Genomic DNA, 25,309 nt, shown 5'->3' on the forward strand with positions numbered 1-25,309 from the left:
TTATGTAAACAATAAAGAGACAGCGGCCGCTAAAAAACAACAGGCGGCAAACGTATAGTGCAGGATGTTGATACAGCTTTTTCTGGCCCGATAATATTCATCACTTTCCTTATCGGTGCCAATTAAAAAAGGGGCATCCATGACCTTGTCAAAAATAAGCGTCAGGATATAACGGCAAACCCCTGTGTATACCAGCAGCGCAATCACCTTCAGCCAAATTGGGGAAACAAATATGAGAACAGTGAAAGCTGACAGTAGCATGTACATCTGCCTTGCATACTCGCCATTCCTCAGCATAACTTTAAAAAACAACTCCTTATAGCCTGTGCAGATCGTTCGTCTTTTAAATATCCTTTTTGAATTTCGGTATAATAATGGTTTTCTTCTCATCCTGTCTTTTACTTTTGGCATTCCCGCCTCCTGACTCATCATCATCACAAGTCCTGCAAGGGCAAGCCTGCTTTTTTTCTCTTCAGTCACCTCAGCTTCAAAAGCCGTGAACGAGGCTGTCTTTTTCAAACTGCGGGCGACTGAAAAAAGCAAATATAAAATGCCAAAAAGCGCAAGCAAGTGCCACTCAGTAAAAACAATCAGGATAGCAGAACCAGCAAAAAGAATAGCTCTGACAAGGGTATCGCCAATCCATCTCGAAATGGAGCGCGGCTTTCTGATCCTGTCTTGCTTTAAGGATAAAAAGAATATATGAAGGCCAAACAAATAACACAATAGAGCAGTGCTTTCTGCGAATGTGATGAGAACAGAATGACTGATCAAGGGAAGGACAATGAAAAAGAGAAGCAGCCATTTAGCCAGCGTGGCCAGAAAAGAATACAAAAGCGCATACCGTTTGAGCTGATAGATGATTTCCTTCTTTTGCAGCAAAAACACTTTGTCCGCTTCCATTAAAAATGTACGAATCGAACCTGTAAACATGATCAGCACACACACAGCATACAGCCATCTCCATTCCGCCACTTCAGACCACTCATAAAGAAGGCCTCTTCCGTTCATCAAATCAATATACTGATAGATGACAAAAGCAATCGCCGGCAAAACGATATAGAGAGCGACTGTCCAGTCAATGACCGCATGCAACACTTTAAACTGATACTTATAATAGTCAAACAGCCTTCGAAAAAAGAGCGTACGCCCGTTCATAGCCGATCACCTTGAACTGCCTTATAAAAACAGTCAAGCAATGACTGCCCCTCTAATCCGGTCTTGTCCTGAACATCTTTTAACGTGCCTTGGAGAAATAATGAACCTTTCTCAATCATATAAAACCGGTCACAGATTTTTTCCGCGGTATCGAGTACATGCGTGCACATCAGAATTCCGGCTCCACGTTCTTTTTCAGCCTTAAGCATGTCCACAAAGCGTTTCGTCGATATCGGATCAAGGCCGATAAACGGTTCATCAATCACATACATATCCGGCTTAGAGAGAAAGGCCTGGATAAGCATTAGTTTTTGCTGCATGCCTTTTGAAAAGGTGACAGGCAGCTCATGTTTAACCTGATCAAGCGAAAACGTCTGCAGCAGGCTTTGGGCCCGATGCGCAAATTCACTCTCTTCAATGCCGTGAAGTGTGCTGATCAGATCCAAATGCTCCCACAGCGTCAGTTCTTCGTAGAAGGACGGATGCTCCGGAATATATGCAAATGAACAGTCGTTCCAGGCAATATGCCCTTTAAAATCTTCTGAAAGGCCGAGTATCGCCTTGATTGCGGTGCTTTTTCCGGCGCCGTTAGCTCCGATCAGTCCAACCAGTTCCCCTTTTCTTACTTCCAGAAAAACATCGGTGAGCATTTTTTTTCGGCTTGTATACCCGGCCTGTTCTATTGAAGCTTCAAGTAAATTTGTCAAAACTCACTCACCTCCAAAATTTACTACGAAACAGAATAAAAAAAGTTTCTTTAACCATAATAATATTGAGCCGAAATACATAGTAATCCAACAAGGATGGCTGCCCAACGCGAAATTGGAAAAAATTAATAGGAGTTATCCCTAGATTCATCACTGCAATATCGTGTATAATGAGGGCGAATTATTTTAACAATTACAGATGTCTGCCTTTGTTGCTATTTCGTACGCAGTTGATAGTCGTGAGTTGTGGTTAGTCAAGTCCATCCGATCTTATGATAGGGAGTGGTTTTTTGAAACCTTCAACAAACCGTATGCTAACTCGAATCAAATCAGTTTACATGTTTATCCAAGAAAAAGGTCTTGTGACAACACAGGAACTGGTTGACGAATTCGGCATTACACCTAGAACGATTCAAAGAGACTTAAATGTGTTGGCATATAATGATCTTGTTCATAGTCCAAGCCGTGGCAAGTGGGAGACAACGAGAAAGAAAGTAAAGATTACCTCATAAATTGAAAAATTACATAGGGCCGCCTGAGAGCGGTCCGATAGATAACAGGGCGAAGAAACCTACTGAGCCTTGTTTTTGTGTGCTTATAAATAAAACCCCGCATTCGGTATGCGGGGTTTTTGTCATGCTTGCGGCTCATTGAGCAAATGAAGCTCTTCCTCTGTCAGCTCACGGTATTCTCCGGGTGCCAGGGCCGGATCTAGGGAAACGCGTCCCATCGAAAGCCGCTTCAGATAAACCACTTCATTGCCGACTGCCTTTGCCATTTGCTTGACCTGATGGTATTTTCCTTCTGTAATTGTCAGATATATAACGGTATTGCCACTGTCGTTTGTTTTGATTTCCGCTTTTGCCGGCTTTGTTTTATAGCCGCCCTCTATGTAGACACCCGTTTCCAAATCGGAAATGTCTTCCCGAGAAATCTGTGATTTTAAATGGACTTCATACGTTTTTGGAACATGCTTTTTAGGAGAAAGGAGCCGATGTGCGAGCTGACCGTCATTTGTGAGCAGCAAAAAGCCCTCTGTATCTTTATCAAGCCTGCCGGCTGGAAATGGCTCAAATCTCATCTCCTCCGGCGTCAGCAGATCGACTACTGTTTGCTGCCGGCTGTCCTCAGTCGCCGACAGCACGCCCTGCGGTTTATTCATCATAAGATAAATGAACTCTCGATAATCAACCGGTTCCCCGTATACGGTCACCTCCTGCGTATCAGGATCAACGTGCGCCTTTACATCTTTGGCAGGTTTGCCGTCGATCATAACAGCTCCAGCCTTCACAACGGCTTTGACTTCTTTTCTGGAACCATACCCGCTGTTGGCAAGCAGCTTATCAAGTCTCATTCCCAATCTCTCCTTTATAAAAGAAAGCCCGCAGCATGCGAGCCCTCAGTTTCATCATATCTAGTTCATCAGCCTGCATGTCTGCCTTTCCTTAAGAAACCTGGCAAACGGCGGCCTAAAATTTTCTGCAAAAATCCTAATCGGTAGCCGCAATACAGGTAGACAGCTCCGCCAACAGCGGCCGCGATCACCACAACAATCGCAGCTTGCAGCTGGCCATCCTGATAGGAAATAAAGAAGCCTAATACCCACTGCACGATTTTCACGGCAATACCCATAATGGCTGATAAGACCAGCATCAAAACAGTTCGTTTAACAAGTATCTTATACGAATAGCCTGCATGGCGCTTAATCATGATAAACCCATATAAAAGGGAAGCGATATATCCAAGCGCCGTCGCTAAAATCGCTCCGTCAGCCTGCATCAGCTTGATCAGCGGAACATTCAGCACAAGCTTGATCACGACACCGATCACAAGGCTGACAACCGCAAATTTTTGCTTATTGATGCCCTGCAGAATAGCTGCGTTGACTGTAAACAAAGAGAACAGAATTGCGACTGGCGAATACCAAAGCAAAATGTTTGCCCCCAGTTCAGGATGAAGGCTCTCTGACCCGTAAAAGAACGTATACGTCGGTCCTGACAATAGAGAGATCCCGACAACAGCCGGAATAATTAAAAACAGGATCGTCTGCATCGTTTGATTAATCTGCTGATTTAACAGCTTATAGTTTCCGCTTGTAAACGATTCAGTAATCGTTGGAATTAATGTCAGTCCAAAAGCAGTTGCTAGGGAAACCGGGATCATCACGAGCTTCTGAACATACAGGGTTAGAATCGCAAGCATGTCCTGGCTGATGGCTTGATGACCGGCTTCAATCATCGCTTTGTTAAACGTATTTGTATCAATATAGTTATACAAAGGGATGGCTAGTCCGACAAAAACGTACGGAGCAGCATAGCTGAACAGCTCGAAAAACATTTTCTTGTAGCTTAGGTTTGCTGTCGGACCCGTATTCGGCATCATCGCCAGCAGGCTGCCCTTCCGTTTGTTCCAATAAATATAAAGCACGACCAGCCCTCCGAAGGCACCGATCAGCGCTGCGAAGGTTGCATAGCCCACAGCGATGACAAGGCCGCCGTTGAAAACCTTCAAAATCAAGAATGTCGCACTCAATAGAAAGATGATGCGGACAATCTGTTCAACGACTTGGGAAACAGCTGTCGGACCCATCATTTGGTGCCCTTGAAAGAATCCGCGGACAAGGCTCATAATCGGTACGACCAAAAGCGCTAAGCTGACCATGCGGATGACATAAACAACATGATCAATTGTCAGGCCGTTATTATCCTTGCCTCCCAGCGATATTTCCGCAAACATCGGAGCCGATAGATACAGAATGAAAAAGGCTATCATCCCTGTGACGAGCATAACCGACATGCCCGCCTTGAGCATTTTCCTGCTTGTCTCATAATCCCCTTTTGAATTATATTTGGAAACAAATTTAGAAACAGCGGCCGGAAAGCCCATCGTAGCAATATTCAAAAATAAAGTGTATTGGTTGTATCCGTATTGAAATAATGCACCGCCTGTCGCCCCGACCATAATGCTGAAGGGAATTAAATAGACCATCCCCAGAATCCGCGATATATATGTACCGAGCGTTAATACAAACGTGCCTCTTAACAGTTTGCTTGACATGTTTCTTCATCACCATTTTCTACGAAGATTCAACTTTTCTATTTTACCACAACTGGGCATTTAGACGGTAATAAATACAAAAGCAATCCTGTGAACATTCATGTCCGCGGCAAAAGACGTTTAAGGAGCGGCTTTCTTTCGCTATAATAGTACTGCGGACGGGGTGTCCGCACACGAAATGAAAAGAAAGTTGATGATAAAGATGAAACAATATGACGTAATCGTAATCGGCGGAGGCCCTTCAGGCTTGATGGCTGCGATTGCAGCAGGAGAACAGGGCGCTGGCGTGTTGCTGATAGATAAAGGAAATAAATTAGGACGGAAACTCGCGATTTCCGGGGGCGGCCGCTGTAATGTGACGAACCGCCTTCCTGTGGAAGAAATTATCAAGCACATTCCCGGCAACGGGCGTTTTTTATACAGCGCGTTTTCTGAATTTAATAATGAGGACATTATCAAGTTTTTTGAAAACCTCGGCATTCAATTGAAGGAAGAGGATCACGGCCGGATGTTTCCTGTGACCGACAAAGCCCAAAGTGTCGTTGACGCGCTGTTAAACAGGCTAAAGCAGCTCCGCGTAACAATCAGAACGAACGAGAAAATTAAATCTGTTTTATATGAAGATGGACAGGCAGCAGGGATTGTGACGAATAATGGCGAAATGATCCATAGCCAGGCAGTCATTATTGCTGTAGGCGGTAAAAGCGTGCCTCATACCGGAAGCACGGGAGACGGCTATGAATGGGCTGAAGCCGCGGGCCATACCATAACAGAGCTGTTTCCGACAGAGGTTCCCGTCACTTCTGGCGAACCGTTCATTAAGCAAAAAACACTTCAAGGCTTATCACTAAGAGATGTAGCCGTCAGTGTGTTAAATAAAAAAGGCAAACCGATTATCACACATAAAATGGACATGCTGTTTACCCATTTCGGCCTCTCAGGACCTGCCATTCTCAGATGCAGCCAATTTGTCGTAAAAGAGCTGAAAAAACAGCCTCAAGTGCCGATCAGAATCGACTTGTATCCGGATATCAATGAAGAAACGCTTTTCCAAAAGATGTATAAAGAACTGAAGGAAGCACCGAAAAAAAACATTAAAAACGTGCTGAAGCCTTGGATGCAGGAGCGCTATCTCCTATTCCTGCTCGAAAAAAACGGCATCTCTCCGAACGTATCGTTTTCTGAGCTGCCGAAGGATCCTTTCAGACAATTTGTAAGGGACTGCAAGCAGTTTACTGTCCTCGCAAATGGCACACTGTCGCTTGATAAGGCATTTGTCACGGGAGGCGGGGTATCTGTAAAAGAAATTGACCCGAAAAAAATGGCTTCTAAAAAAATGGAGGGGCTTTATTTTTGCGGTGAAATTCTGGATATCCATGGCTACACAGGCGGATACAATATTACCTCCGCCCTTGTCACAGGCAGGCTTGCAGGGCTAAATGCCGGGCAATACGCCCGTTCTTAATCATTACTCTTTAAATCTCTTGCCGCCAAACTCACATTTGAACATTCCCCGCATTCATGTTAGGGTGAGACTTGTTTTGTTTCACCTGATTGCGGGGTAATTTTAAGAGAGGAATGAGCTGCCATCGTACGACCATACTAAGCCTGCGAGCAAGATATAGGCGTACACAAAAAATTAGAGGGTGAGAAATGTTGAAACATATATCTAGTGTATTTTGGATTGTGATTGCAATCACAGCTGCAGCTGTATTATGGGGTGTTATTTCTCCTGACAGCCTGCAAAATGTGTCTCAATCGGCACAAGCATTTATTACCGATTCATTTGGTTGGTATTATCTTTTAGTTGTCTCTTTGTTTGTCGGGTTTTGTCTCTTTTTGATTTTCAGCCCGATCGGAAAAATCAAACTCGGAAAGCCTGATGAAAAACCGGAATTCGGGTTATTATCATGGTTTGCCATGCTGTTCAGCGCAGGCATGGGAATCGGCTTAGTATTCTACGGTGCGGCTGAACCGATCAGCCATTACGCAATTAGCTCTCCATCAGGTGAAACAGAAACCCCCCAAGCCTTCAGAGATGCACTCCGCTATACGTTTTTCCACTGGGGTTTGCACGCTTGGGCCATTTATGCCATTGTGGCATTATGCATTGCCTATTTCCAATTCCGCAAAGGCGCACCCGGGTTAATCAGCAGCACACTGTCACCGATTCTCGGGGATAAAGTAAACGGACCGATCGGAAAGGCCATTGACTGTATTGCAGTTTTCGCCACTGTTGTCGGGGTGTCAACAAGTCTTGGTCTTGGCGCAACCCAAATTAACGGCGGTTTGAATTACCTGTTCGGCATTCCGAATGCGTTTATCGTCCAATTGGTTTTAATCATTATTGTGACAGTGCTCTTTTTACTTTCTGCGTGGAGCGGACTCGGAAAAGGAATTAAGTATTTAAGCAACACAAACATGGTATTGGCCGGATTGTTAATGTTGTTTATGCTCGTTGTCGGTCCTACAGTGCTGATAATGAACTCATTTACAGATTCTATCGGACAATACATTCAAAATATCGTTCAAATGAGCTTCAGACTGACACCGAACGATCCTGAAAAACGCGAATGGATTAATAGCTGGACGATTTTCTATTGGGCATGGTGGATTTCCTGGTCTCCATTTGTCGGCATTTTCATCGCCCGTGTATCCAGAGGCCGGACGATCCGCGAATTTTTAATCGGCGTCTTGGTGACACCTTGTATTTTGACATTTCTATGGTTCTCCATTTTCGGCGTATCAGCCATGGATCTCCAGCAAAAAGGCGCGTTCAATGTAGCAAAGCTGTCCACTGAAACGATGCTGTTCGGAACACTTGATCACTATCCGCTGACAATGGTGACATCGATCCTTGCATTGATTCTAATCGCAGTATTTTTTATCACGTCTGCTGATTCAGCTACATTCGTGCTGGGCATGCAGACATCGTACGGTTCTTTAAATCCGGCGAATTCTGTGAAACTCAGCTGGGGTATCATTCAGTCCGCCATGGCGGCTGTGCTCCTATATTCCGGAGGGCTTGCCGCTTTGCAGAACACAGCGATTCTGGCAGCGCTGCCGTTTTCTATCGTTATCCTGCTGATGATTGCCTCTCTCTATCAATCGCTCTCAAAAGAAAGAAGAGAGATCAAAAAAGCGGAGAAACTCGATAAACCGAGAAGTCCAAGAGTGAAAAAAGCATATTAACCAAAAAGATCTTTCCGCGCCTGCGGAAAGATCTTTTTATTTGCGATATAAAATAAGGGCGGAAAAACAGTAAAGCTGCTCGCCGTCTGGGTCGCACGCCGCCGAAACCGTATATTTGATATCAATCAGCTGCTCCTCCGATATCCCTTTTAAAAATGAATTGATTTCCGTTTGTAAGTCTTTTTCATGCTCTTCATCAAATACCGCTACCTTCAGCATTTTATCCGCTCTCCTTTCTCTATCAATCTATTCCGTTTGGAACAGCGTTATGATAGAGAAATGATGATTATCTCGTTTCCGGATAAAAAGCTTTCCGTATATGGGATTTCCTCTGTGGCTCGCCGCCGTGCTGCTCCACTTTCAGCAGCACGGCATAAACAATGCGCATATGACAGTAGCTGATAAGGCTGACGCTAAAAAAAGGGACAATGCCCGGCAGGTACGCAAGCAAGAAAAAGAGAGCAACAGTCAGCGCAAGCATAGCAAGCGTATATTGCAAATACGCCACACTGAGCAAGAGCGAAAATTTCACATACAGACGTTTTTTCCAGTCAAAATGGACAAGCAGCGGAAACACATAAAAAAGCATGGATACGAACAAAAAGCCAAATATCATAATGGCGAAGCGCAGGATGTGCAGAAGGAAATGACTTGGATAGATGAAGGCCAAATCAATATAAATGATCACTCCGATGAGCGCCAGTACAGCGCCGAGCAGATTTGAACGAAAAAATTCACCCTTATATTCCTGCCAAAACGTTTTGAGCACCGGAACGTTGTCCTGCCCCTGGATCCACTTCCGCATGACAGCGAATAAAGCCGCGGTCGCGGGCATGATGCCAAACACGCCGAGACCGAGTAACGTAAAAAACAGCCACAGCAAGTTTGTATACGCAAATCTCATAATCCATTCGCAAAAACGCAGCATCCGTCCCAGTGAGCCATCATGTTCCATGGCGCCCCCTCCTTTTTTGCATTATACATTCTGCATCTGAAAAAGCTCTTTCATGCCGATCGGCTTCTTTTCGGCAACCGAGCGCCACATTCCCTCACCAACCGCGATGGAGTAGGCTCCAGCTTCAGCCCCGGCTAAAATATCATAGCGGCGCAGCGGGTCTTTTCCTAAAAAAAGATCCTCAAGCAAAAGCGGATCACCTCCGCCATGCCCCCCTTCATTTTTGACCACTTGTATCGTCTGCTTTGATTCAAAAAGCGGGTAGTAATCGATTGTCTGCTCAGGAAAAGCAAACGGAATTCTGGAAGGTTCGTGAAATTCATTTGATTCAATACGCCCTTTTGTGCCGTTGATCGTCAACCGGTAGCCTTCATACGGGGCCGAAAAAATAATCGAGTAGCTTAACAGTGCGCCGCCATCATATTTGACTGCCGCCACGTACGTATCCTCGATGTCAATTTCCTCGTCAAAAATACACGCGTCAGGCCTGTATGCAGTATATAAGCTGGACTGGTCTCCTGCTTCGAGATGATCATCCTTTATAGAAGCTTTAGAGGAACGGGGATGCCACCTTGAATAGTAGTGGCATTTTTCTTTGACCCGGCACGTTTCGCAAAAACGCCCGTCTTCTTCCGGCAAGGGGTTCCACTCACTGTCCGGCCCATAGTAATTCAAGGCGCCATAAGCAAATACCTCTTCCGGATTTTGCCCGAGCCACCAATTGACGAGATCAAAGTGATGTGTTGATTTATGGACAGAAAGGCCCCCGGAAAACTGTCTCGACCTGTTCCAGCGTTTAAAATAGCTGGCGCCATGATACGTATCAATATACCAATTTAAATCAACGGAGGTGACCCTGCCTATTTTTCCGTCCAGAATCATTTCTTTTATTTTCCGATGAAACGGGCTGTAGCGATAGTTAAACGCGACGGTGACTTTTCCTTCGCTTTTGGCCTCCGCTTCAAGCACCCGATTCGCATCCTCCACTGTTGTCACCATTGGTTTTTCAGTAATCACATCTGTATTCCACTGAAGACTTTTTACAATATATGTGACATGCGTATCGTCCCTGCCTGCCACAATGACGATATCAGGCTTTGACACGCGCATCATCTCGTCAAAAGCATCTTCGCTAAACTCGGGCACGTGGGCCAGCTCGGGAAATTTCTTCTTGCAAACGGCAAAACGTTTCGGATCGGCATCCAGCAATCCCGTAATCTCATAATGAGTTGAAAACCGCTCCAACAGCGGTTTGATAAACATACTGAATGCTCTGCTGCTCAATCCGCAAAAGACGATGTTCTTCAATATCCTCACCTCTATCGGGCTTCAGTTAGTTGAGAAATCAGCTGCAGCGCTTCCTCTGTTTTTTCAGCATACACAGGGATAAACGCCGCCATATCGCGATTCAATTGAAAAGAATAGCCGTTCAGCTGTTTTTTCCCTTTTTCGATCTGAACGGCATAGATCGTTTTTTCTCCTGTTTTATTATTAACAGTTGTATAAGGAGATGTTTTTTCAGGAGGCAATCCGTTTAACGGCTGAAAATTTTCCGGATCATCGTAAGCTTGAAACATGTCTTCAGGCACGATGAAAACATCTCCCTCATGGGCGGTAATTTCAGTCAGCAGTTTTTCCTGAAAAGCTGGAAAGATATCGACCTTCCCGGCATTCTGCTCGGCGGCCTTTTTTATTTTTTCCTGTACGCCAGCCTGCATATCAGAAAAGAGAATGACATGCATTCCGTCCGGCCTGCTTGAGCATGATGCCAAAAAGAGGACTGAGACAATCACACACAAAGCCGTACGTATCTTTTTTGTCATTTCCCCGCTGACCTAAAAAGAGGCTCCAGCTCTGTCATAGCTAAAATAAACGCGCCGGCTCCGTGCAGGTCGTTTGTGCTTCTTTCGCGGCTGACATAATAGTCATAGAAACCGGCTGACGTTCCGACACATATGTCTTTGACGAGAAACGCGCCGTCTTCTGATGTTTCGGTTTTATGCTGAATCAAGCCTTGATACGCTTTTAGCAGTGTTGTTTCGTAAGCTCTGTCTAAATAGCCTTTATTGATTCCCTTCGCAAGTGCGTACATGTACAGGCAGGATCCTGAGCTTTCCAGCCAGTTATCGGACCTGTCTCCCTTATCAACGATCTGATACCATAACCCCGTCTCCTTGTCTTGATAGCGGCAGATGCTTTCCATCATGTCCTGCAGCGTGTTTTTCCACACATGACGGTTTGGATGCTTCTTCGGCAGCTCTTCAATCATGTCAGCAAGAGACATGACGTACCAGCCTATGGAACGTGCCCAAAATTCCGGTGAACAGCCTGTCTCTTCATGGGCCCAAGGCATTTTTTCCGCTTCATCCCAGGCGTGATAAAAAAGTCCGGTTTTTGCATCCTTCGTATGCTTTCTCATCAATGACTCCTGCAGCACGACCTGATCAAACAGCTCCGGCTCCTGCTTCAGATTGGCATATTTCAGTGCGAACGGCCCCCCCATGTATAAGCCGTCAAGCCACATTTGGTAAGGATAACCGTCTTTGTGCCAAAAACCGCCCTCAGACGTCCGGTTCAGTGTTCCATATAAGCCGCGCAACCTTTTTGCCGCTTTGACATACCGTTCATCCTTCGTCTGCTCGTATAATGGAAAAAGAATGAGACCCGCTTGAATGGCGTCCAGTTCATCTCTTCTAAATAATAGATTGCCATAATCATCGATTAAGAGATCTGCATAAGCCTTCGCATACTCAAAATACCGCTTTTCCCCCGTTGCTTCCCACAGCCGCAATACACCGCATAAGAATACACCCTGATGGTAGTGCCAGCGGTTTGCAGGAGGCAGCTCCTCGACTGTGTACGTGTTCATAATGGTTTTTGCCAATGCCTCCGCGTACGTAAGAGGCGATTTTACAGCGATTGATTGATCCATTGAACCCATCCCTTTCTTAATAAATTCCTTCCTCGCCAAATTTCTTCGCCAAACGATTCGCAAGCATGACCAAAATCAGCCCGACCGCCGCTTTAAATACGCCGACTGCTGTACTGTAGCTGAATTGGCCCTGTTTCAGCCCTGCAGTATAAACATACGTATCAAAAATTTCCGCCACTTCCCTGTTAGTCGCATTTAACAGCAAATACACATGCTCGAAGCCAAGCTCCAGCGTGTCTCCGATTTTCAAAATCAGCAAAACGACGATAACGCTTTTAATGGCGGGCAGCGTAATATGCCACATTTGCCGCAGCCGTCCCGCTCCGTCCATTTTCGCCGCTTCATACAGCTGGGGGTCAACCGCTGTAATGGCCGCCAGATAAATGATCGTCGACCAGCCTGCTTCCCTCCAGATAACCTGCAGAATATACAGGGGCCGGAACCATTCTTCGTTCAGCAGAAAATTGATTTTTTCACCGCCAAAAAACACAATCAGTTCATTAATCAAGCCTCCGTCTACCGTTAAAAGCACAAACGAAAGCGATACAACAATGACCCAAGACATAAAATGCGGGATATAAATCAGCGTCTGAACAAATTTTTTAAAGAGAGCAATCCGCACTTCGTTCAATAGAAGCGCCAGCAGTATCGGCACCGGGAAAAATATGGCCAGGTTCAAAGCAAATAACACGAGCGTGTTTTTTAACAAGAGAAAAAATGTAGGCTCAGTAAACAGCCTGATAAAATGCTTCAGCCCCACCCACTCACTGCCCAAAATGCCGAGGAACGGCTGATAATCCTGAAACGCAATCACAATTCCCCACATCGGGACATACTTAAAAAGCAAAAAATAAATACACCCCGGCAAAATCATCAAGTACAAATATTTTTGTTGAATCAGCTTGATTAGTAAGCGCTTTCTTTTTTCTTTTTTAAAAATGACTGTATCAACAGCCGGCGCTTGCGCTTCTGCTGTTTTCATTTTTTCCCAGCCTCCTTTCACGGGTTCTTGCATTCACTGTAGCGCAGCAGGCAAAAGTCCGTCTACAATCATATGATCACATCCTGTTTTATCCCTTTATAATCAAGGGTTCAGCCGGTCCACCTGAAAAAAAGACACCGATATTAGAAAATGATTATTGACAATATCTATCAATCTTTGGATTAATTGTATTAAGGTGAAGTGGATGTTATGAAATGGGGGGTTTTATGAAAAGAAGCCAATACAAGTTTTACTACAAACTGATCACGTTTTTCTGCCTGCTCAGCACCATTCCGGTTATTTTGGTCGGATTGTTTTCGTACGAGCACTCTCAGAAAACGGCTATATCCAACGTTTCAGAGGAAAAATTCGACACACTCCAGCAGACCCAGCAAAGCATCGAGCATATATTGAAAACCGTCGATCACTCTTTAACCCACTATGTGAGTTCGCCGCCTCTCCTTCGCACATTGTCCGAGCCTTTGCACTCAGACCAATTTCAAATCTATAACCAAGTGAACCAAGAGCTCAATTATCTGCAAAGCTTTGATACCGATCTGTCCAACATGACGTTAGTCAGTTATACGAAAAAATGGTACATGAACAATTCTGGTTTGTACCGTTTGAATACAGATACTCTTCATGAAGCAGCCTCAGCATACACGAAACACAAAGCGAGCCGTTCCTATTGGACGCTTGAGGAAAACAATCATTTGATTTCAACCAAAGAAGGCACATCAGAAAACTGCCGCTACAATATCAATTTAATTAAGCAGCTTCCTTTGAACAGCACAAATACAAAGGGATTGGCCGCCGCAAGCATCCCGAGCTGCTCGCTTGTCAAAAATATGCCCGGCTATTCAAACGCCAACAACCTGTTTATCATCGATGAAAAAGGCCGCATCATCCTTCATAACAATATGTCTGACGTTGGTGAAACTCTTCATAACGACGGCTTTGTCCAAAAAGTGCTGGCGCAAACCGCCAATAGCGGACAGTTTGAAACAGTTATTGACCGGATTCATTATAAAGTCACCTATCAAAAATCTGACTATAATACATGGACTTATTTTTCTCTCGTTTCCCTGCCTGAGCTAAAAAAAGAAGCCAAATCAATCGGCTGGATCACTTTTGCAGTATGCCTTATTTTGTTAACGCTTTCATTATTGTTCTCTTGGCTGGGCTCCCGCCATTTTTACAAGCCGATCAGGGTGCTTTACGAATCATTCGCAAGACATGGAGCCATACAAGAGAAACAACAGCCTCCTCAAAATGAATTTGAGTTAATTGAACAGAGCTTTAAGCAGCTGAAGGACAGAAATGACGACCTTGAAGAAACGATGAAGCAGCAGGCCACTCATCTGCAGCAATATTTTATGGTCAGGCTTATGCTTGGAAAACTGACGGATGAGGAGGTTGATAACCGTTTTGAAAGCCTCGGCTTAAAGCAAAATTGGCGGCACCTTGCCTTGCTTGTGCTCCAAATTGACACACTGAATCATACGCCTTATGAGAAAAAAGATATGGATTTGCTTTTGTTTGCCGTCAACAGCCTGATTGAGCGCAACATCCCGACGGACAAACATCTTGCCCCCGCCGTAGTTGACAAACAGCAGGCGACGATTTTGATCAATCAAAGCGGGACAAAGGAAGAATTCATGGCTGAGCTGAATGAGACTGCAAAGATGATTCAGGAAAAAGCGGAAGCTGAGCTGCAGCTGTCTGTCAGCATCGGCATCAGCCAGCCGTTTGATGTGCTGACAAAAGCGAAAACAGCCTATGCGGAAGGCTCAGAAGCGTTGAAATACCGGCTTAAAGCGGAAAACAAGTCGATCATCTTTTACGAAGACCTTGACCAGAAAAAAACCTTCAAAACCCATTTTCCAAAGCAGCTTCAGCATGAGCTGTTCGATGCCGTCAAAGCAGGAGACAAGGAGAAAGCGGATAAATGCCTGCACGCGATTTTGCAAGCCATTTTCACCCAGAACACCAACCCGTATCAATTTCAAATCGCCATCGCCCGTTTTTTGAACCATGTGATTGAGCTGATGCATGTGCTCGGGATCGAATTGTTTGAGCTTGAAGAAAACAAAATGCTGTATGACCAAATTTTTGAGCTGAAAACGTTCGAGGATACCGAAAACTGGCTAAAGAATGAGTTTATTGATCCGATGACAGACAAAGTGAACGCCCGCGCGGATGCCCAGTACAAAAATATTTCCGACAACATCATTCATATCATCCATCATGAGTTTGAATCCGAATTGACACTGGACGAAATCGCGCGCAGGCTGCATTACAACCCAAATTATTTAAGCAGCATTTTCAAAAAAGAAATGGGTATTTCATTCAGCGAGTATGTCTCAAGCTACCGACACCATATGGCGAAAAGCTGGCTTGCCGAAACCGACATGGCGGTCAAGGACATTGCCGAAAAGCTGAAATATAAAAACTCGCAAAATTTCATCAGATCATTTAAAAAGCTGGAAGGGATTACACCGGGAAACTACCGCCAGCAAAAAAGAAGCATGTAAAAAACCCAAAACCGCTTGCGCGTTTTGGGTTTTTCCAATGTTATTTTGCTTGTTTAAACGCTTCTTCGTATTCCTGAATAATTTGTTTTCCTCCGCTTGACTCCCATTTTTCCACTTCTTTATCGAACTGGCTTTCTGTGATGTCTCCAATCATATATTTGTAGGTCGCGTCATCAATGATTTTCTTCAGTTCATCACCCCGTTCCGACTCCGATGCGGAATACAGGCTTTCAGCCGGGTTTGAGACGATAATCTTTTCATTGTCCTCGGTCAGCTCCTCGTACGCCGTCCGAAGCGGATCTCCAGTGTTTTTTAAGTAGGCTTTATCAATGGCAATTAAAGCGGACAGCGGCTGAATATCAGTCTGCCAGTCTTTTACCTGGCTTTCTTTGCGTGTAAACGTTTTGTCCTCACCTTTGTTGTAATGAACGCCGTCAATGCCATAAGTCATAAGGCTATAGACATCTTCTTCGGCAATTCGGTCAAAAAACGCCAAGATCCGTTTAAGCTCAGCTTCCGTTTTCACACTCGTTTTCGGGAAAGCAAACACGCCGTTATGGCCTCCTGATGCCCATACCCGCTCTTTCCCATCTGGGCCTTTTATGCGGTTGATGATCTCGAGCTTCATCGATTTATCAGAGGCATGGTCGCGCAGATTGACCGCATCTACCATATTGCCAATATAAATTCCGGCTTTTCCTTGAGAAAACAGCTCCTGCTGCTGGGTTTTGCTTGTGACGGGAAAATCCTTATTCATATACCCGTTATCACGCAGCTTTTTCATATAGTTCATCGTGTCTTTGTATTCCTGTGTCATGAAATCAGGCGTGAATTTGCCGCCCGATTCTTTCCAATCTGTCGGCATGCCTTCATACGAGCCAATCGTTTTAAACGCGCCGTAAATCAAGTCATTACGGTCTGTCAGCCCGATCGTATCATCTTTCCCATCCTTATCCGGGTCGTCCTCCGTAAATGCTTTGGCCACTTCATAAAGCTCATCCAACGTTTTCGGGGTTTTCAAATTTAAATTGTCCAGCCAGTCCTTCCGAATGACGATCCCCTGTCTGGAAAGCGGGCGCTCTCTGTATATCCCGTAGAGCTTGCCGTCAATTGTCACATTTTTATTAATGAGTTTGTTCATTTTGTTTAAGTTGGGATAATCCTTGATATAATCGCCGATTTCCCAAAACATTCCTGACCGGAAGGCATTCATGACTGACGAATTTTTAATATCCTGGATGGTCACGATTTGCGGAAGATTGCCCGCTGCAAGCGCTGCATTCAGCCTGTCTTCTTTCACCGCGTCTGGAACCCAGGTGATGTCGAGTTCTGTATTTGTCAGCTTTTCAATTTCTTTAATCGCCCTGTCTTTCGGCGGCTGCTGGTGATACAAAATCGCCATCCAAGACAGCTTTACCTTTGAATCCGGGCCAGCTTTGCCTTCAGCCGAAGACTGATCAGCCCCTTTACAGCCCGCCAGCACTCCGCCGAGTGCCAGTACAAGCACAATCAAAAGCACCCTCCATTTGTTTCCCATCGTACCCCTCCGTTTCATATTTCTTTATCCTTTGACAGATCCCAGCAAAGCTCCTTTTGCAAAATGCTTTTGTATAAACGGATAGACAAGCAGAACCGGGATGGTCGCCACCACTATGACCGCCATTTTAATGGTTTGCTCAGGCGGCGGGCTGCCCGACCCCATTTCAGACATATCCCCCTGCATACCGCTTGATACAATGACGATTTGGCGCAGAAGCACCTGAATCGGCCATTTTGCTGAATCATTTAAGTACAAGATCGCTGTCATATACGTGTTCCAATACGTGACCGCATAAAATAGTGAAATCGTTGCGATCGCAGGAAGAGACAGCGGCAGCACAATTTTAAAGAATATGCCCAGGTCATTGCACCCGTCAATTTTCGCGGACTCTTCCAAGCTTGACGGGATATTTTGAAAGAAGTTTTTCAGAATGATCAGGTTAAAGGCATTAATGGCAGTCGGCAAAATAAGCGCCCAGTAAGAATCGAGCAATCCAAGCGATTTGACCACAAGGAAAGTCGGAATCATGCCGCCGCTAAACAGCATCGTAAATACGACGAGAAACATGAGCGGCTGCCGGCCGATTAAATCACGGCGGGATAACCCGTAAGCCATCAGTGACGAAAGAAACATGCTGACCGCAGTGCCTATCACTGTCACAAACACAGAAACAAGCAAACTCTTATAAATAATATCTGTTGAAAAAATGTAGCGATAAGCATCTAGCGAAAAAGTGGTCGGTATTAAAATAAATGTTTTCGACACGACTTCTTCTACTGTGGCGAAGGATGCTGCGATGACATGAATGAACGGAAGTACGCATATTAAAGCGAACATCAGCAAGAAACCATAAATCAACATATCAAACAGACGGTTTTTCAGTGAATGTGCGATAGCTTCCACCTCTCTTTGTAAGCGTTATCATATTTTTGAAAACCGAGCTCAGCATGTGACGATATCGTGTCTAAAATGTAGCAAATCTGTGATTGCCATGTCTATAATCATTTGAACAGTGTCCCCGGCCGGGCGGGGGCTGCCGCGAATTGAGACCGATAACAAAAGAAAAAGAGCATAATCTTAGAAAATGATTATGCTCCGTTCTCCTCCTCGTTCAGAAGTTCAGCCGTATTGGTTTGTGGCGAAAACCCAAGTTCATTCACGGCAGATTCAATGGACCATGGCCGGCCCGGATTATCAGAGACGGCGTAATAAGTGCCGTACCGGATATTGGTCTCAATAGCGGCTTTGAAAATCGACAGCAGATCGGGGTGAGAAAGCAGTGTCTTTTTCGTCCGTTCTTTTTCATGCAGCGTATCCATTTCATCTGTGACGACTGTTCCGATTCGCAGGTTGATTACTGATAGCTTATTTTCCAAATAAAACAAATGGCCGATCTGTTCAGAGGTCAGCTTTAATACACCGTACAAGTTTTTTGACAGCGGATAATCGCTTGTTGTGATTTCCCGTCCTAAGAGCGAGCGCCCGTCTTTTTCGTAGACATCTGTGACATGATTGCTGCTGGCGAACACGAGCTTTTGAATGCCGAGCTCCGCTGCCGCACGGCACAAATAATAGCTTGCCCTATAGAAAATATCCGTCATTTTTTCAAACTCAGCGATGTCCATAATATCGTATTTAATTTTAACAGCGAGTAAATTCAAGATGGCATCCGTATCTTTTGGAATCTTCTTCAACAGCTCCTCATAATTTGCCGCGTCAGCCTGAATGGAAGAGGCTTTGCCATCGAAATGATCTTTATCAAGCACTGTCACTTCATAGTCTGAAATAAGCCCTTCAGCAAGCAGTCTCCCAATCACACCATTTCCGCCGGCGATCAGCACTTTTTTCACTATGTTCACTCCCCTTTTTTATAGATTGCCCATTTTCGGCGGGGCTGACACTTTTTTGGCACTCTTATTCTTAGGCTTATTCAAAAGTCACCGGCAGCTCCTCAAGCGCCCGAAATCCAAAAAGCGGCCGATATCGCCATTCAAAATCCGCGAGCTTAAGGCTGGGCATTCGCTGCAGAAGGGTGTTAATCGCAATTTGCGCTTCTAATCGTGCCAGCGAGGACCCTAAGCAAACATGATGGCCATGCCCGAATGAAAGGTGCGGATTAGGACTTCTCGTAATATCGAAGACATCGGGGTTCGTGAATATGCTTGGATCTCGATTAGCCGCCCCTAACAAAAGATAGACTTGTTCTCCTTGACGGATCGTCACCCCGCTGATGTCAATATCCTCTGACGCAACTCTGGCTGTCATTTGCGTGGGGCTTTCATAGCGTAAACATTCCTCGACTGCGGTACCAATAAGATCTGGATTTTCTCTCAGTTTCAAAAGCTGTTCTGGATGCTCAAGCAGACAAAGGACTGAATTGCTGATGAGATTGACCGTTGTCTCATGTCCGGCGATCGCCAGCAATATGCACGTAGATGCCGCCTCCTCTTCCGTCAGCTTATCCTTTTCTTCCCCCTTCAAGAGCATGCTGATCATATCCTGTTGAGGGTGCCGTTTTCGCTCTTGAATCAGCTCTTTGAAATATGCCATAGCCTGTACAGCCATATGATTGCCCTCTGTTAATGCCTTTCTTGACCGGGTAAAATCAATCGTTTGAATGAGACTCGCAGCCCACTCCTTTAATTGCTCCCTATCTTCCTCGGGTACACCTATAATGTTAGCTATGACAAAGCTTGCTAAAGGAAAAGCAAAGTCCGAAATAACCTCCATCTTTTTTTCACCTTGCACTTGATCAAGCAAATGATGGACAGTTTCAATGATATACGGCTGATAACTCTCTGTCGCTCTCGGCGTAAACGCTCCGCTGGCAAGCGTCCGCAATCGTCTATGATCAGGCTGGTTCTGAAACAGCATCATTTGATTTTGCACATGTGAAAGGTCCTGATATTTGGTTGAGCTCTCAGGCAGCGGGGTGCGGACTTTGAATCTCGCATCTTTCAAAATAGCAGCGGTTTCTTCATATCCTGTGACATACCAGCCCGGGTATTTTAAGAAACTTCCTTTATAGATAGGATGAACAGCACGCAATGTGTCGTAAAAAGAATATGGGTTTTTCAAAAACTCAGAAGATGCAGTTGACGATGCAATTGTCACGTGATTTTCTCCTTTCTATTCAAAAATAAAAGCAATCGACATCATACCGATTGCTTTTATTGATTCTTTCAGCTTTTCGCACTTAAACTGGCCTTCATTTCTTCGACTGATTCAACTTCAAAGCCTAAATCACTCAGCATTTTATGATCCTCCGTCTCCTCTTGCCCGGCAGTTGTTAAGTAGTCTCCGACAAAAATGGAGTTTGCGGCGTAAAGCCCTAATGGCTGCAACGAGCGGAGATTGACCTCTCTTCCCCCGGAAATGCGAATTTCTTTTGATGGATTGATAAAACGGAACAGCGCCAGCACTTTTAAACAATACAGCGGGTTTAATTCGTTGACGCCTTCTAACGGCGTGCCATCAATTGCATGCAAAAAATTCACAGGAATGGAATCCGCGTCAAGAGCCTTCAAGCTTTTGGCGATGTCAATGACATCCTGTTTCGTCTCCTTCATCCCGATAATGGCGCCTGAACACGGAGACAGCCCCGATTCTTTTGCGATTTCAACCGTACTGACTCTGTCATCGTATGTATGTGAGGTCGTGATGTTTGAATGGTTTCTCTGTGACGTATTCAAATTATGATTATAGCGGTCTACTCCGGCATCTTTGAGCCGCTTCGCCTGCTCTGGCTTCAACAGTCCAAGACATGCACAAATCTTCAGTCCATACGTCTCTTTAATTTCCTGAACCGCATCTACGACCTGATCCACTTCTCTGTTAGACGGCCCTCTGCCGCTTGCCACGATACAATATGTGCCGATATTCAGATCGTGCGCCCGCTTCGCGCCTTCAAGCAGCGTTTCCTTATTCACCATCCGGTAAGACTCAATCGGCGCTTTCGAAATCGCAGACTGTGAACAATAGCCGCAGTTTTCCGGGCAGAGCCCGGATTTCGCATTCATAATCATATTGAGCTTTACTTTTTTTCCATAAAAGTGTTTTCTGATATGAAAAGCTCCATGCATTAATAGCAAAATATCTTCATCAGGACAATGTAATATTGAAAGCGCCTCTTCGTCAGTCACTTCTGCTCCAGCCAGCACCCGGTCTGCGAGTTCCATCCATTGATTCATTCTCATACCCCCACTTGATTCATCAGTAATGATAGATTGATATGGTCTTTTACCATATGTAGAACCGTTTCTTTCGTAACGTTGGCAAGCTTTGGCGTAACCCCTAAAATCGGAACACCGCATAAGCGCTCAATCATCTCAGGATTGGTTTTTTCATCTTCATCAGGAGAGTCACTGATTCCATTGATGATAATTCCGGCAATTGGAAGCCCCATGCTTTCTGCATATTTGACAGTTAAAAAGGTATGATTAATGGTTCCAAGGTGAGGACGTGCCACAATAATCATGGGAAGCTGCAACGCTTTTATGACATGACTGACCAAATAGTCCTCTCCCAATGGCACAGAAATACCGCCCGCACCTTCTACGATGAAGCATTCATGTTTTTCTCTAATCCGTCCCCAATGGCTTAAAACCTCTTCCATGGTGACAGTCTTTCCCTCAAGTTTCCCTGCAACGTATGGTGCAAGCGGCGCTTTGAAGGCAAAAGGCGTAATGTCTTCATGAGAAAGACTGGTCTGCGACATGTCTTTCAGCAAACTTGTATCACTATCTGGATGATGACGCGATATCCCGCTTAAAAATGGTTTATACACACCGACATCTCTATTATGTTCTTTCAATAAGGCAGCAAGACCGCTGGATATAACCGTTTTCCCCACTTCTGTATCAGTTCCCGTCACAAAAAAACCCCTCAAATGATATGCAGCTCCTTTCCGATTGAATGAAATGTTTTCAGCAAATCATCAATATCACCCATACTGTGGTCAGACGTGATTGTAATTCGAATACGGCTTTCACCCGGCGCAACGGTCGGCGGCCGAATGGCAGGAGCATAAATTCCCTTGCCCTGCAGTTTTTCAGCAAATATGACCGTTTTATGGGCATCGCCAATGACTACAGGAATAATCGGTGTGTGATCTCCTTTCACCACATAACCCATATTCTTCAAACTGGTTCTGATCATGCTGATATAAGAAAATAAAAGCTGTCGTTTTTCCCTGCTGGCTTCAATGATGTTGAAAGCCTCATAAGCAGCCGCACAGCTGGCTGGCGGAATAGCGGTTTGAAAGATAAATGTTCTGGCATGATTCAGCAAAAAGTCGATGAAGACCGCTGATCCTGCCGCAAAACCTCCTTCCGTACCAACAGCTTTACTTAAGGTGCCGATCACAATGTCAGGATAAATACCAAAGTATTCACTCGTTCCTCTACCCGAATCACCCAAAACTCCTGTTGCGTGGGCATCATCAACGACCACGAAGGCATGATAGCGTTTCGCAAGTGAGATGATCTGATCAAGAGGGGCGATTGTGCCATCCATGCTGAATACCCCGTCTGTTACAATAAAACGGCGCTGATAACGCTGTGTTTCATTCAGCTTGTTTTCAAGATCATTCATATCAATATGCCGATAAACAACTGTATCAGCCTTAGAAAGTCGGCAGCCGTCGATAATACTTGCATGATTGAGCTCGTCACTTAAAATGACATCTTCCTTTTCTGGTAAGGATGAAAGGACACCGACATTGGCCAAGTAACCGCTCGAAAACAGCAGGGCCGCTTCTGTCCGTTTAAAGCTGGCAATCTTCTTTTCTAGCTTTTCATGCCAGACCGAATTGCCTGTCGTTAAACGTGAACCGCTGCTTCCTGTCCCAAATTGCTGCAATGCTGTTTGGGCTGCATCGATCAAACGTCTATCACTTGCGAGCCCTAAATAATTGTTTGAGGACCAGACCGTTTGATTTTCGCCATCAATATTCCTCTCTGGAACCGGCGCTCCATCCATTGACCGCAGGTTACGATGTACGCCGGCTTCTTTCATTCTGTCTAACCGCTCGTTTAACCAGGAATCAATCTTCAAGGCTCGTAACCTCATGGATCGCTTGTTTCATAATGGCAACCATTTCCCCGAGCTCTTCAGCTGTGCTGGCAAGAGGAGGCAGAAATGCAATCACATCCCCAAGCGGCCTTGTCAGCATTCCTAACTCTCTCATTTTTAAGGAAACTTTGTATCCAATCCGCCGATCAGTCGGGTAAGGTTCTTTGGTTTCCTTTGACCGGACAAGCTCTGCACCGCACATAAAGCCAAGCTGCCGAATATCCCCAACATGAGGAAGAGCGTGCAGATCTTGAAGAAGAAAATGGAGCTTTTTACTTTTTTCCGCTACTTGTTCCACAATGTTTTCAGATTCAAATAATGCCAGATTTTCAAGCGCAACCGCACAGCCAAGCTGATTGCCTGTATAGGAATGGCCATGGAAAAAGGTTTTTAGGTTTTCATAATCATCATAGAATGCCTTATAGATGTCTTCAGTGGCAAACGTAACGGCAATTGGCAAATAGCCTCCTGTAATGCCTTTACCGGCAGCCATCAGATCAGGCTGGACATTCTCGTGCTCGCACGCAAACATTTTTCCTGTACGGCCAAAGCCTGTAGCGACTTCATCAACGATCATTAAGACATCGTATGTTGTACATAGCTCGCGCACGCCTGCCAAATATCCTTCCGGCATCACGATCATACCGGACGCGCCTTGTACCATTGATTCAATGGAAAGCGCGGCAATTTCCTCATGATGTTCCTCAAGCAGCTGTTCAAGCTCTCGGAGGCACTGATCACGGCACTCATCAGGATCACCGCTTTCAGAGCGATACACATAAGGAATCGGTGCCTTGTAACTCTCGAACATCAACGGGCCGTATACGTGGTGAAAAAGCTCAATTGAACCGACACTGACGGCGCCAATCGTATCACCGTGATACCCGTTTTTCATAGCGATAAATTTTTGTTTCTCGGGCTTCCCGATGTTCTTCCAATACTGAAACGCCATTTTTAGGGCTATTTCCATCGCTTCTGCACCGCTGTCTGAATAAAAGACCCGCGTGAGCTTTTTTGGGCTGATGTCGATTAATGTCTCGGCAAGCTGGGTTGCTGGAACGTTGGTCATGCCCAATAACGTGGAGTGCGCAATTTTTCCGAGCTGTTTTTTTATGGCGTTATCTAGTTCTTTTTTGCGGTGTCCGTGGACATTAAGCCAAACTGATGAAAAACCGTCATAGTATTCCTTGCCATTTATGTCTTGGACTTTGATTCCAGTCCCGCTTTCGATGATTAAGGGGTTTTCATCATAATCTTTCATTTGGGTAAATGGCAGCCAGAGGTGCTTTTTACTTTTTTCTATCAAATCATGAGTCATGGTCTTCCTCCCACTCTATTAAAATAGGCTGCTTCTCCAGATCATGTATGTACGTGTTTACATCATTGGATCCATCAATAAAAAAGACTCGGCAGCCCTCTTCAGTCCCGTATTCTTTCATTGCTGTAATACGCTGATAGCCCATTTTCTTACCCGCAACATAGCCTGTTATGTAATCCGGATCGTCCGACCAGCATAATTCTGCAATGGCTGCCGGGTGCCGGCTTACCTTTGAAGCGAGCGCAAGGGCCTCTTTTATTCTTGAATGAGCTGGCACGTGACTGTGAAGCGCCCATTTTTCAAAATTAGCGTCCGGCCAATCCATTCTGGAGACCCGCACCCCTTTTTCTTTTGTTTGATCCATTCGCTTGCCTGTATGAATATCAAACAACACCGCACCCCTGACATCTGACCATTCTGGGATTTGTTCATACGCTTTTTCAATCACGTCTCGTGAAACGCCTTCTTTTTCCAATAACAATCGGGCAAGCTTTTGTCCTTCTTCCGGGCAGCTCACTTCATTCGTATACACAGGCAATGGCTGAATGGTTTTTATCGATTCATGTACCTCTTCAAATTGAATTTGCATAAAATCAGGTTTTCCTCTTGAATGGGATAACCCTTTTTCTAATAAAGCATTGACTGTATGCTTCATCTCATGGAAAGGAATAAGCCGTTCTCCGCCGGATATATGCTTTCCGCCGTCTTCATGAGATCCATTCATTGAAGCCCTCATTCTGACACTATAAAAAGTTTCTTCTTGCATCATTTCTCGCCCTTTCACTGATAACTGAAGAACGTGTAGCGCTTCTCACCTAAATTGTTAACCAATTATATTTAAAGGTTAACAATTAGAATATAT

23 protein-coding genes are annotated in these 25,309 nt (G+C 44.9%); 4 read left to right on the forward strand and 19 right to left on the reverse strand.

The window, feature by feature from the left end:
* Together CW370_RS15375 and CW370_RS15380 are read right to left on the reverse strand one after the other, a co-directional pair.
* On the reverse strand, positions 1 to 1,158 hold the full coding sequence (locus CW370_RS15375) for an ABC transporter permease (RefSeq protein WP_042977617.1): 1,158 nt from the start codon (positions 1,156 to 1,158) through the stop codon (positions 1 to 3).
* On the reverse strand, positions 1,155 to 1,865 hold the full coding sequence (locus CW370_RS15380; RefSeq protein WP_101169791.1) for an ABC transporter ATP-binding protein: 711 nt from the start codon (positions 1,863 to 1,865) through the stop codon (positions 1,155 to 1,157). Before CW370_RS15380 ends, CW370_RS15375 begins: the two co-directional genes overlap by 4 nt.
* A 290-nt stretch (positions 1,866 to 2,155) precedes the next feature.
* On the opposite strand from CW370_RS15380, the gene CW370_RS15385 reads away from it, so the two are divergent.
* Positions 2,156 to 2,377, forward strand: coding sequence for a DeoR family transcriptional regulator (locus CW370_RS15385; protein WP_003152337.1), 222 nt, complete (start codon positions 2,156 to 2,158; stop codon positions 2,375 to 2,377).
* A gap of 122 nt (positions 2,378 to 2,499) precedes the next feature.
* Here the strand turns inward: CW370_RS15385 and CW370_RS15390 are convergent, their stop codons facing one another.
* Both CW370_RS15390 and murJ read right to left on the reverse strand, forming a co-directional pair.
* Entirely contained in the window at positions 2,500 to 3,219 is a 720-nt protein-coding gene (locus CW370_RS15390) for a pseudouridine synthase (RefSeq protein WP_017695479.1), read from the reverse strand.
* A gap of 68 nt (positions 3,220 to 3,287) precedes the next feature.
* Positions 3,288 to 4,922: a lipid II flippase MurJ gene (gene murJ, locus CW370_RS15395; protein WP_014480588.1), complete on the reverse strand. Its 1,635-nt coding sequence runs from the start codon at positions 4,920 to 4,922 to the stop codon at positions 3,288 to 3,290.
* 202 nt (positions 4,923 to 5,124) lie between these two features.
* On the opposite strand from murJ, the gene CW370_RS15400 reads away from it, so the two are divergent.
* Positions 5,125 to 6,387, forward strand: a complete 1,263-nt coding sequence (locus tag CW370_RS15400; RefSeq protein ID WP_029946380.1) for an NAD(P)/FAD-dependent oxidoreductase — start codon at positions 5,125 to 5,127, stop codon at positions 6,385 to 6,387.
* A 188-nt stretch (positions 6,388 to 6,575) separates the two neighbouring features.
* Positions 6,576 to 8,114, forward strand: a complete 1,539-nt coding sequence (gene opuD / locus CW370_RS15405; protein ID WP_003229220.1) for a glycine betaine transporter OpuD — start codon at positions 6,576 to 6,578, stop codon at positions 8,112 to 8,114.
* Positions 8,115 to 8,150: 36 nt separating this feature from the next.
* Here the strand turns inward: opuD and CW370_RS15410 are convergent, their stop codons facing one another.
* The 6 genes from CW370_RS15410 to rmgP form a co-directional block, all read right to left on the reverse strand.
* Positions 8,151 to 8,333 (reverse strand): sporulation protein Cse60, encoded by a 183-nt coding sequence (locus CW370_RS15410; protein ID WP_003223398.1) that lies wholly within the window; start codon positions 8,331 to 8,333, stop codon positions 8,151 to 8,153.
* A gap of 67 nt (positions 8,334 to 8,400) precedes the next feature.
* Complete coding sequence (locus CW370_RS15415) at positions 8,401 to 9,069, reverse strand: YesL family protein (RefSeq protein ID WP_015251427.1); 669 nt, start codon at positions 9,067 to 9,069, stop codon at positions 8,401 to 8,403.
* A gap of 21 nt (positions 9,070 to 9,090) precedes the next feature.
* Positions 9,091 to 10,377, reverse strand: coding sequence for a Gfo/Idh/MocA family protein (locus CW370_RS15420; RefSeq protein WP_024573187.1), 1,287 nt, complete (start codon positions 10,375 to 10,377; stop codon positions 9,091 to 9,093).
* A gap of 11 nt (positions 10,378 to 10,388) precedes the next feature.
* Complete coding sequence (rmgS, locus tag CW370_RS15425) at positions 10,389 to 10,892, reverse strand: rhamnogalaturonan transport/degradation protein RmgS (protein ID WP_080262669.1); 504 nt, start codon at positions 10,890 to 10,892, stop codon at positions 10,389 to 10,391.
* On the reverse strand, positions 10,889 to 12,010 hold the full coding sequence (gene rmgQ / locus CW370_RS15430) for an unsaturated rhamnogalacturonyl hydrolase (RefSeq protein WP_154217999.1): 1,122 nt from the start codon (positions 12,008 to 12,010) through the stop codon (positions 10,889 to 10,891). Before rmgQ ends, rmgS begins: the two co-directional genes overlap by 4 nt.
* Before the next feature lie 7 nt (positions 12,011 to 12,017).
* Positions 12,018 to 12,983 carry a polygalacturonan/rhamnogalacturonan ABC transporter permease gene (gene rmgP, locus CW370_RS15435; RefSeq protein ID WP_029946384.1) on the reverse strand — a complete coding sequence of 322 codons (966 nt, stop codon included), beginning with the start codon at positions 12,981 to 12,983 and terminating at the stop codon, positions 12,018 to 12,020.
* Positions 12,984 to 13,198: 215 nt separating this feature from the next.
* Here rmgP and CW370_RS15440 point away from each other — a divergent pair, with 215 nt between their 5' ends.
* Complete coding sequence (locus tag CW370_RS15440) at positions 13,199 to 15,517, forward strand: helix-turn-helix domain-containing protein (RefSeq protein ID WP_101169792.1); 2,319 nt, start codon at positions 13,199 to 13,201, stop codon at positions 15,515 to 15,517.
* A gap of 40 nt (positions 15,518 to 15,557) precedes the next feature.
* Here the strand turns inward: CW370_RS15440 and CW370_RS15445 are convergent, their stop codons facing one another.
* The 9 genes from CW370_RS15445 to bioW all read right to left on the reverse strand — a co-directional run bounded on the left by CW370_RS15445 (position 15,558) and on the right by bioW (position 25,213).
* On the reverse strand, positions 15,558 to 17,054 hold the full coding sequence (locus CW370_RS15445) for an extracellular solute-binding protein (RefSeq protein ID WP_024573266.1): 1,497 nt from the start codon (positions 17,052 to 17,054) through the stop codon (positions 15,558 to 15,560).
* 24 nt (positions 17,055 to 17,078) lie between these two features.
* A complete protein-coding gene (locus tag CW370_RS15450; RefSeq protein ID WP_015251420.1) occupies positions 17,079 to 17,939 on the reverse strand; it encodes a carbohydrate ABC transporter permease in 861 nt (286 codons plus the stop codon).
* 206 nt (positions 17,940 to 18,145) lie between these two features.
* On the reverse strand, positions 18,146 to 18,907 hold the full coding sequence (locus CW370_RS15455; protein WP_024573268.1) for an NAD-dependent epimerase/dehydratase family protein: 762 nt from the start codon (positions 18,905 to 18,907) through the stop codon (positions 18,146 to 18,148).
* 76 nt (positions 18,908 to 18,983) lie between these two features.
* Positions 18,984 to 20,171, reverse strand: coding sequence for a biotin biosynthesis cytochrome P450 (gene bioI / locus CW370_RS15460; RefSeq protein WP_029946337.1), 1,188 nt, complete (start codon positions 20,169 to 20,171; stop codon positions 18,984 to 18,986).
* Positions 20,172 to 20,239: 68 nt separating this feature from the next.
* Positions 20,240 to 21,247 (reverse strand): biotin synthase BioB, encoded by a 1,008-nt coding sequence (gene bioB / locus CW370_RS15465; protein WP_024572241.1) that lies wholly within the window; start codon positions 21,245 to 21,247, stop codon positions 20,240 to 20,242.
* 2 nt (positions 21,248 to 21,249) lie between these two features.
* Positions 21,250 to 21,945: a dethiobiotin synthase gene (bioD, locus tag CW370_RS15470; protein ID WP_024572242.1), complete on the reverse strand. Its 696-nt coding sequence runs from the start codon at positions 21,943 to 21,945 to the stop codon at positions 21,250 to 21,252.
* Positions 21,942 to 23,111, reverse strand: coding sequence for an 8-amino-7-oxononanoate synthase (gene bioF / locus CW370_RS15475; RefSeq protein ID WP_024572243.1), 1,170 nt, complete (start codon positions 23,109 to 23,111; stop codon positions 21,942 to 21,944). The genes bioD and bioF overlap by 4 nt, the downstream gene beginning before the upstream one ends.
* Entirely contained in the window at positions 23,101 to 24,447 is a 1,347-nt protein-coding gene (gene bioA, locus CW370_RS15480; RefSeq protein WP_024572244.1) for an adenosylmethionine--8-amino-7-oxononanoate transaminase, read from the reverse strand. The genes bioF and bioA overlap by 11 nt, the downstream gene beginning before the upstream one ends.
* Positions 24,437 to 25,213, reverse strand: coding sequence for a 6-carboxyhexanoate--CoA ligase (bioW, locus tag CW370_RS15485; protein ID WP_029946336.1), 777 nt, complete (start codon positions 25,211 to 25,213; stop codon positions 24,437 to 24,439). Before bioW ends, bioA begins: the two co-directional genes overlap by 11 nt.
* Positions 25,214 to 25,309 lie beyond the last annotated feature (96 nt).

This window comes from Bacillus sp. SN32 (assembly GCF_002837495.1).
Lineage (GTDB): Bacteria > Bacillota > Bacilli > Bacillales > Bacillaceae > Bacillus > Bacillus subtilis.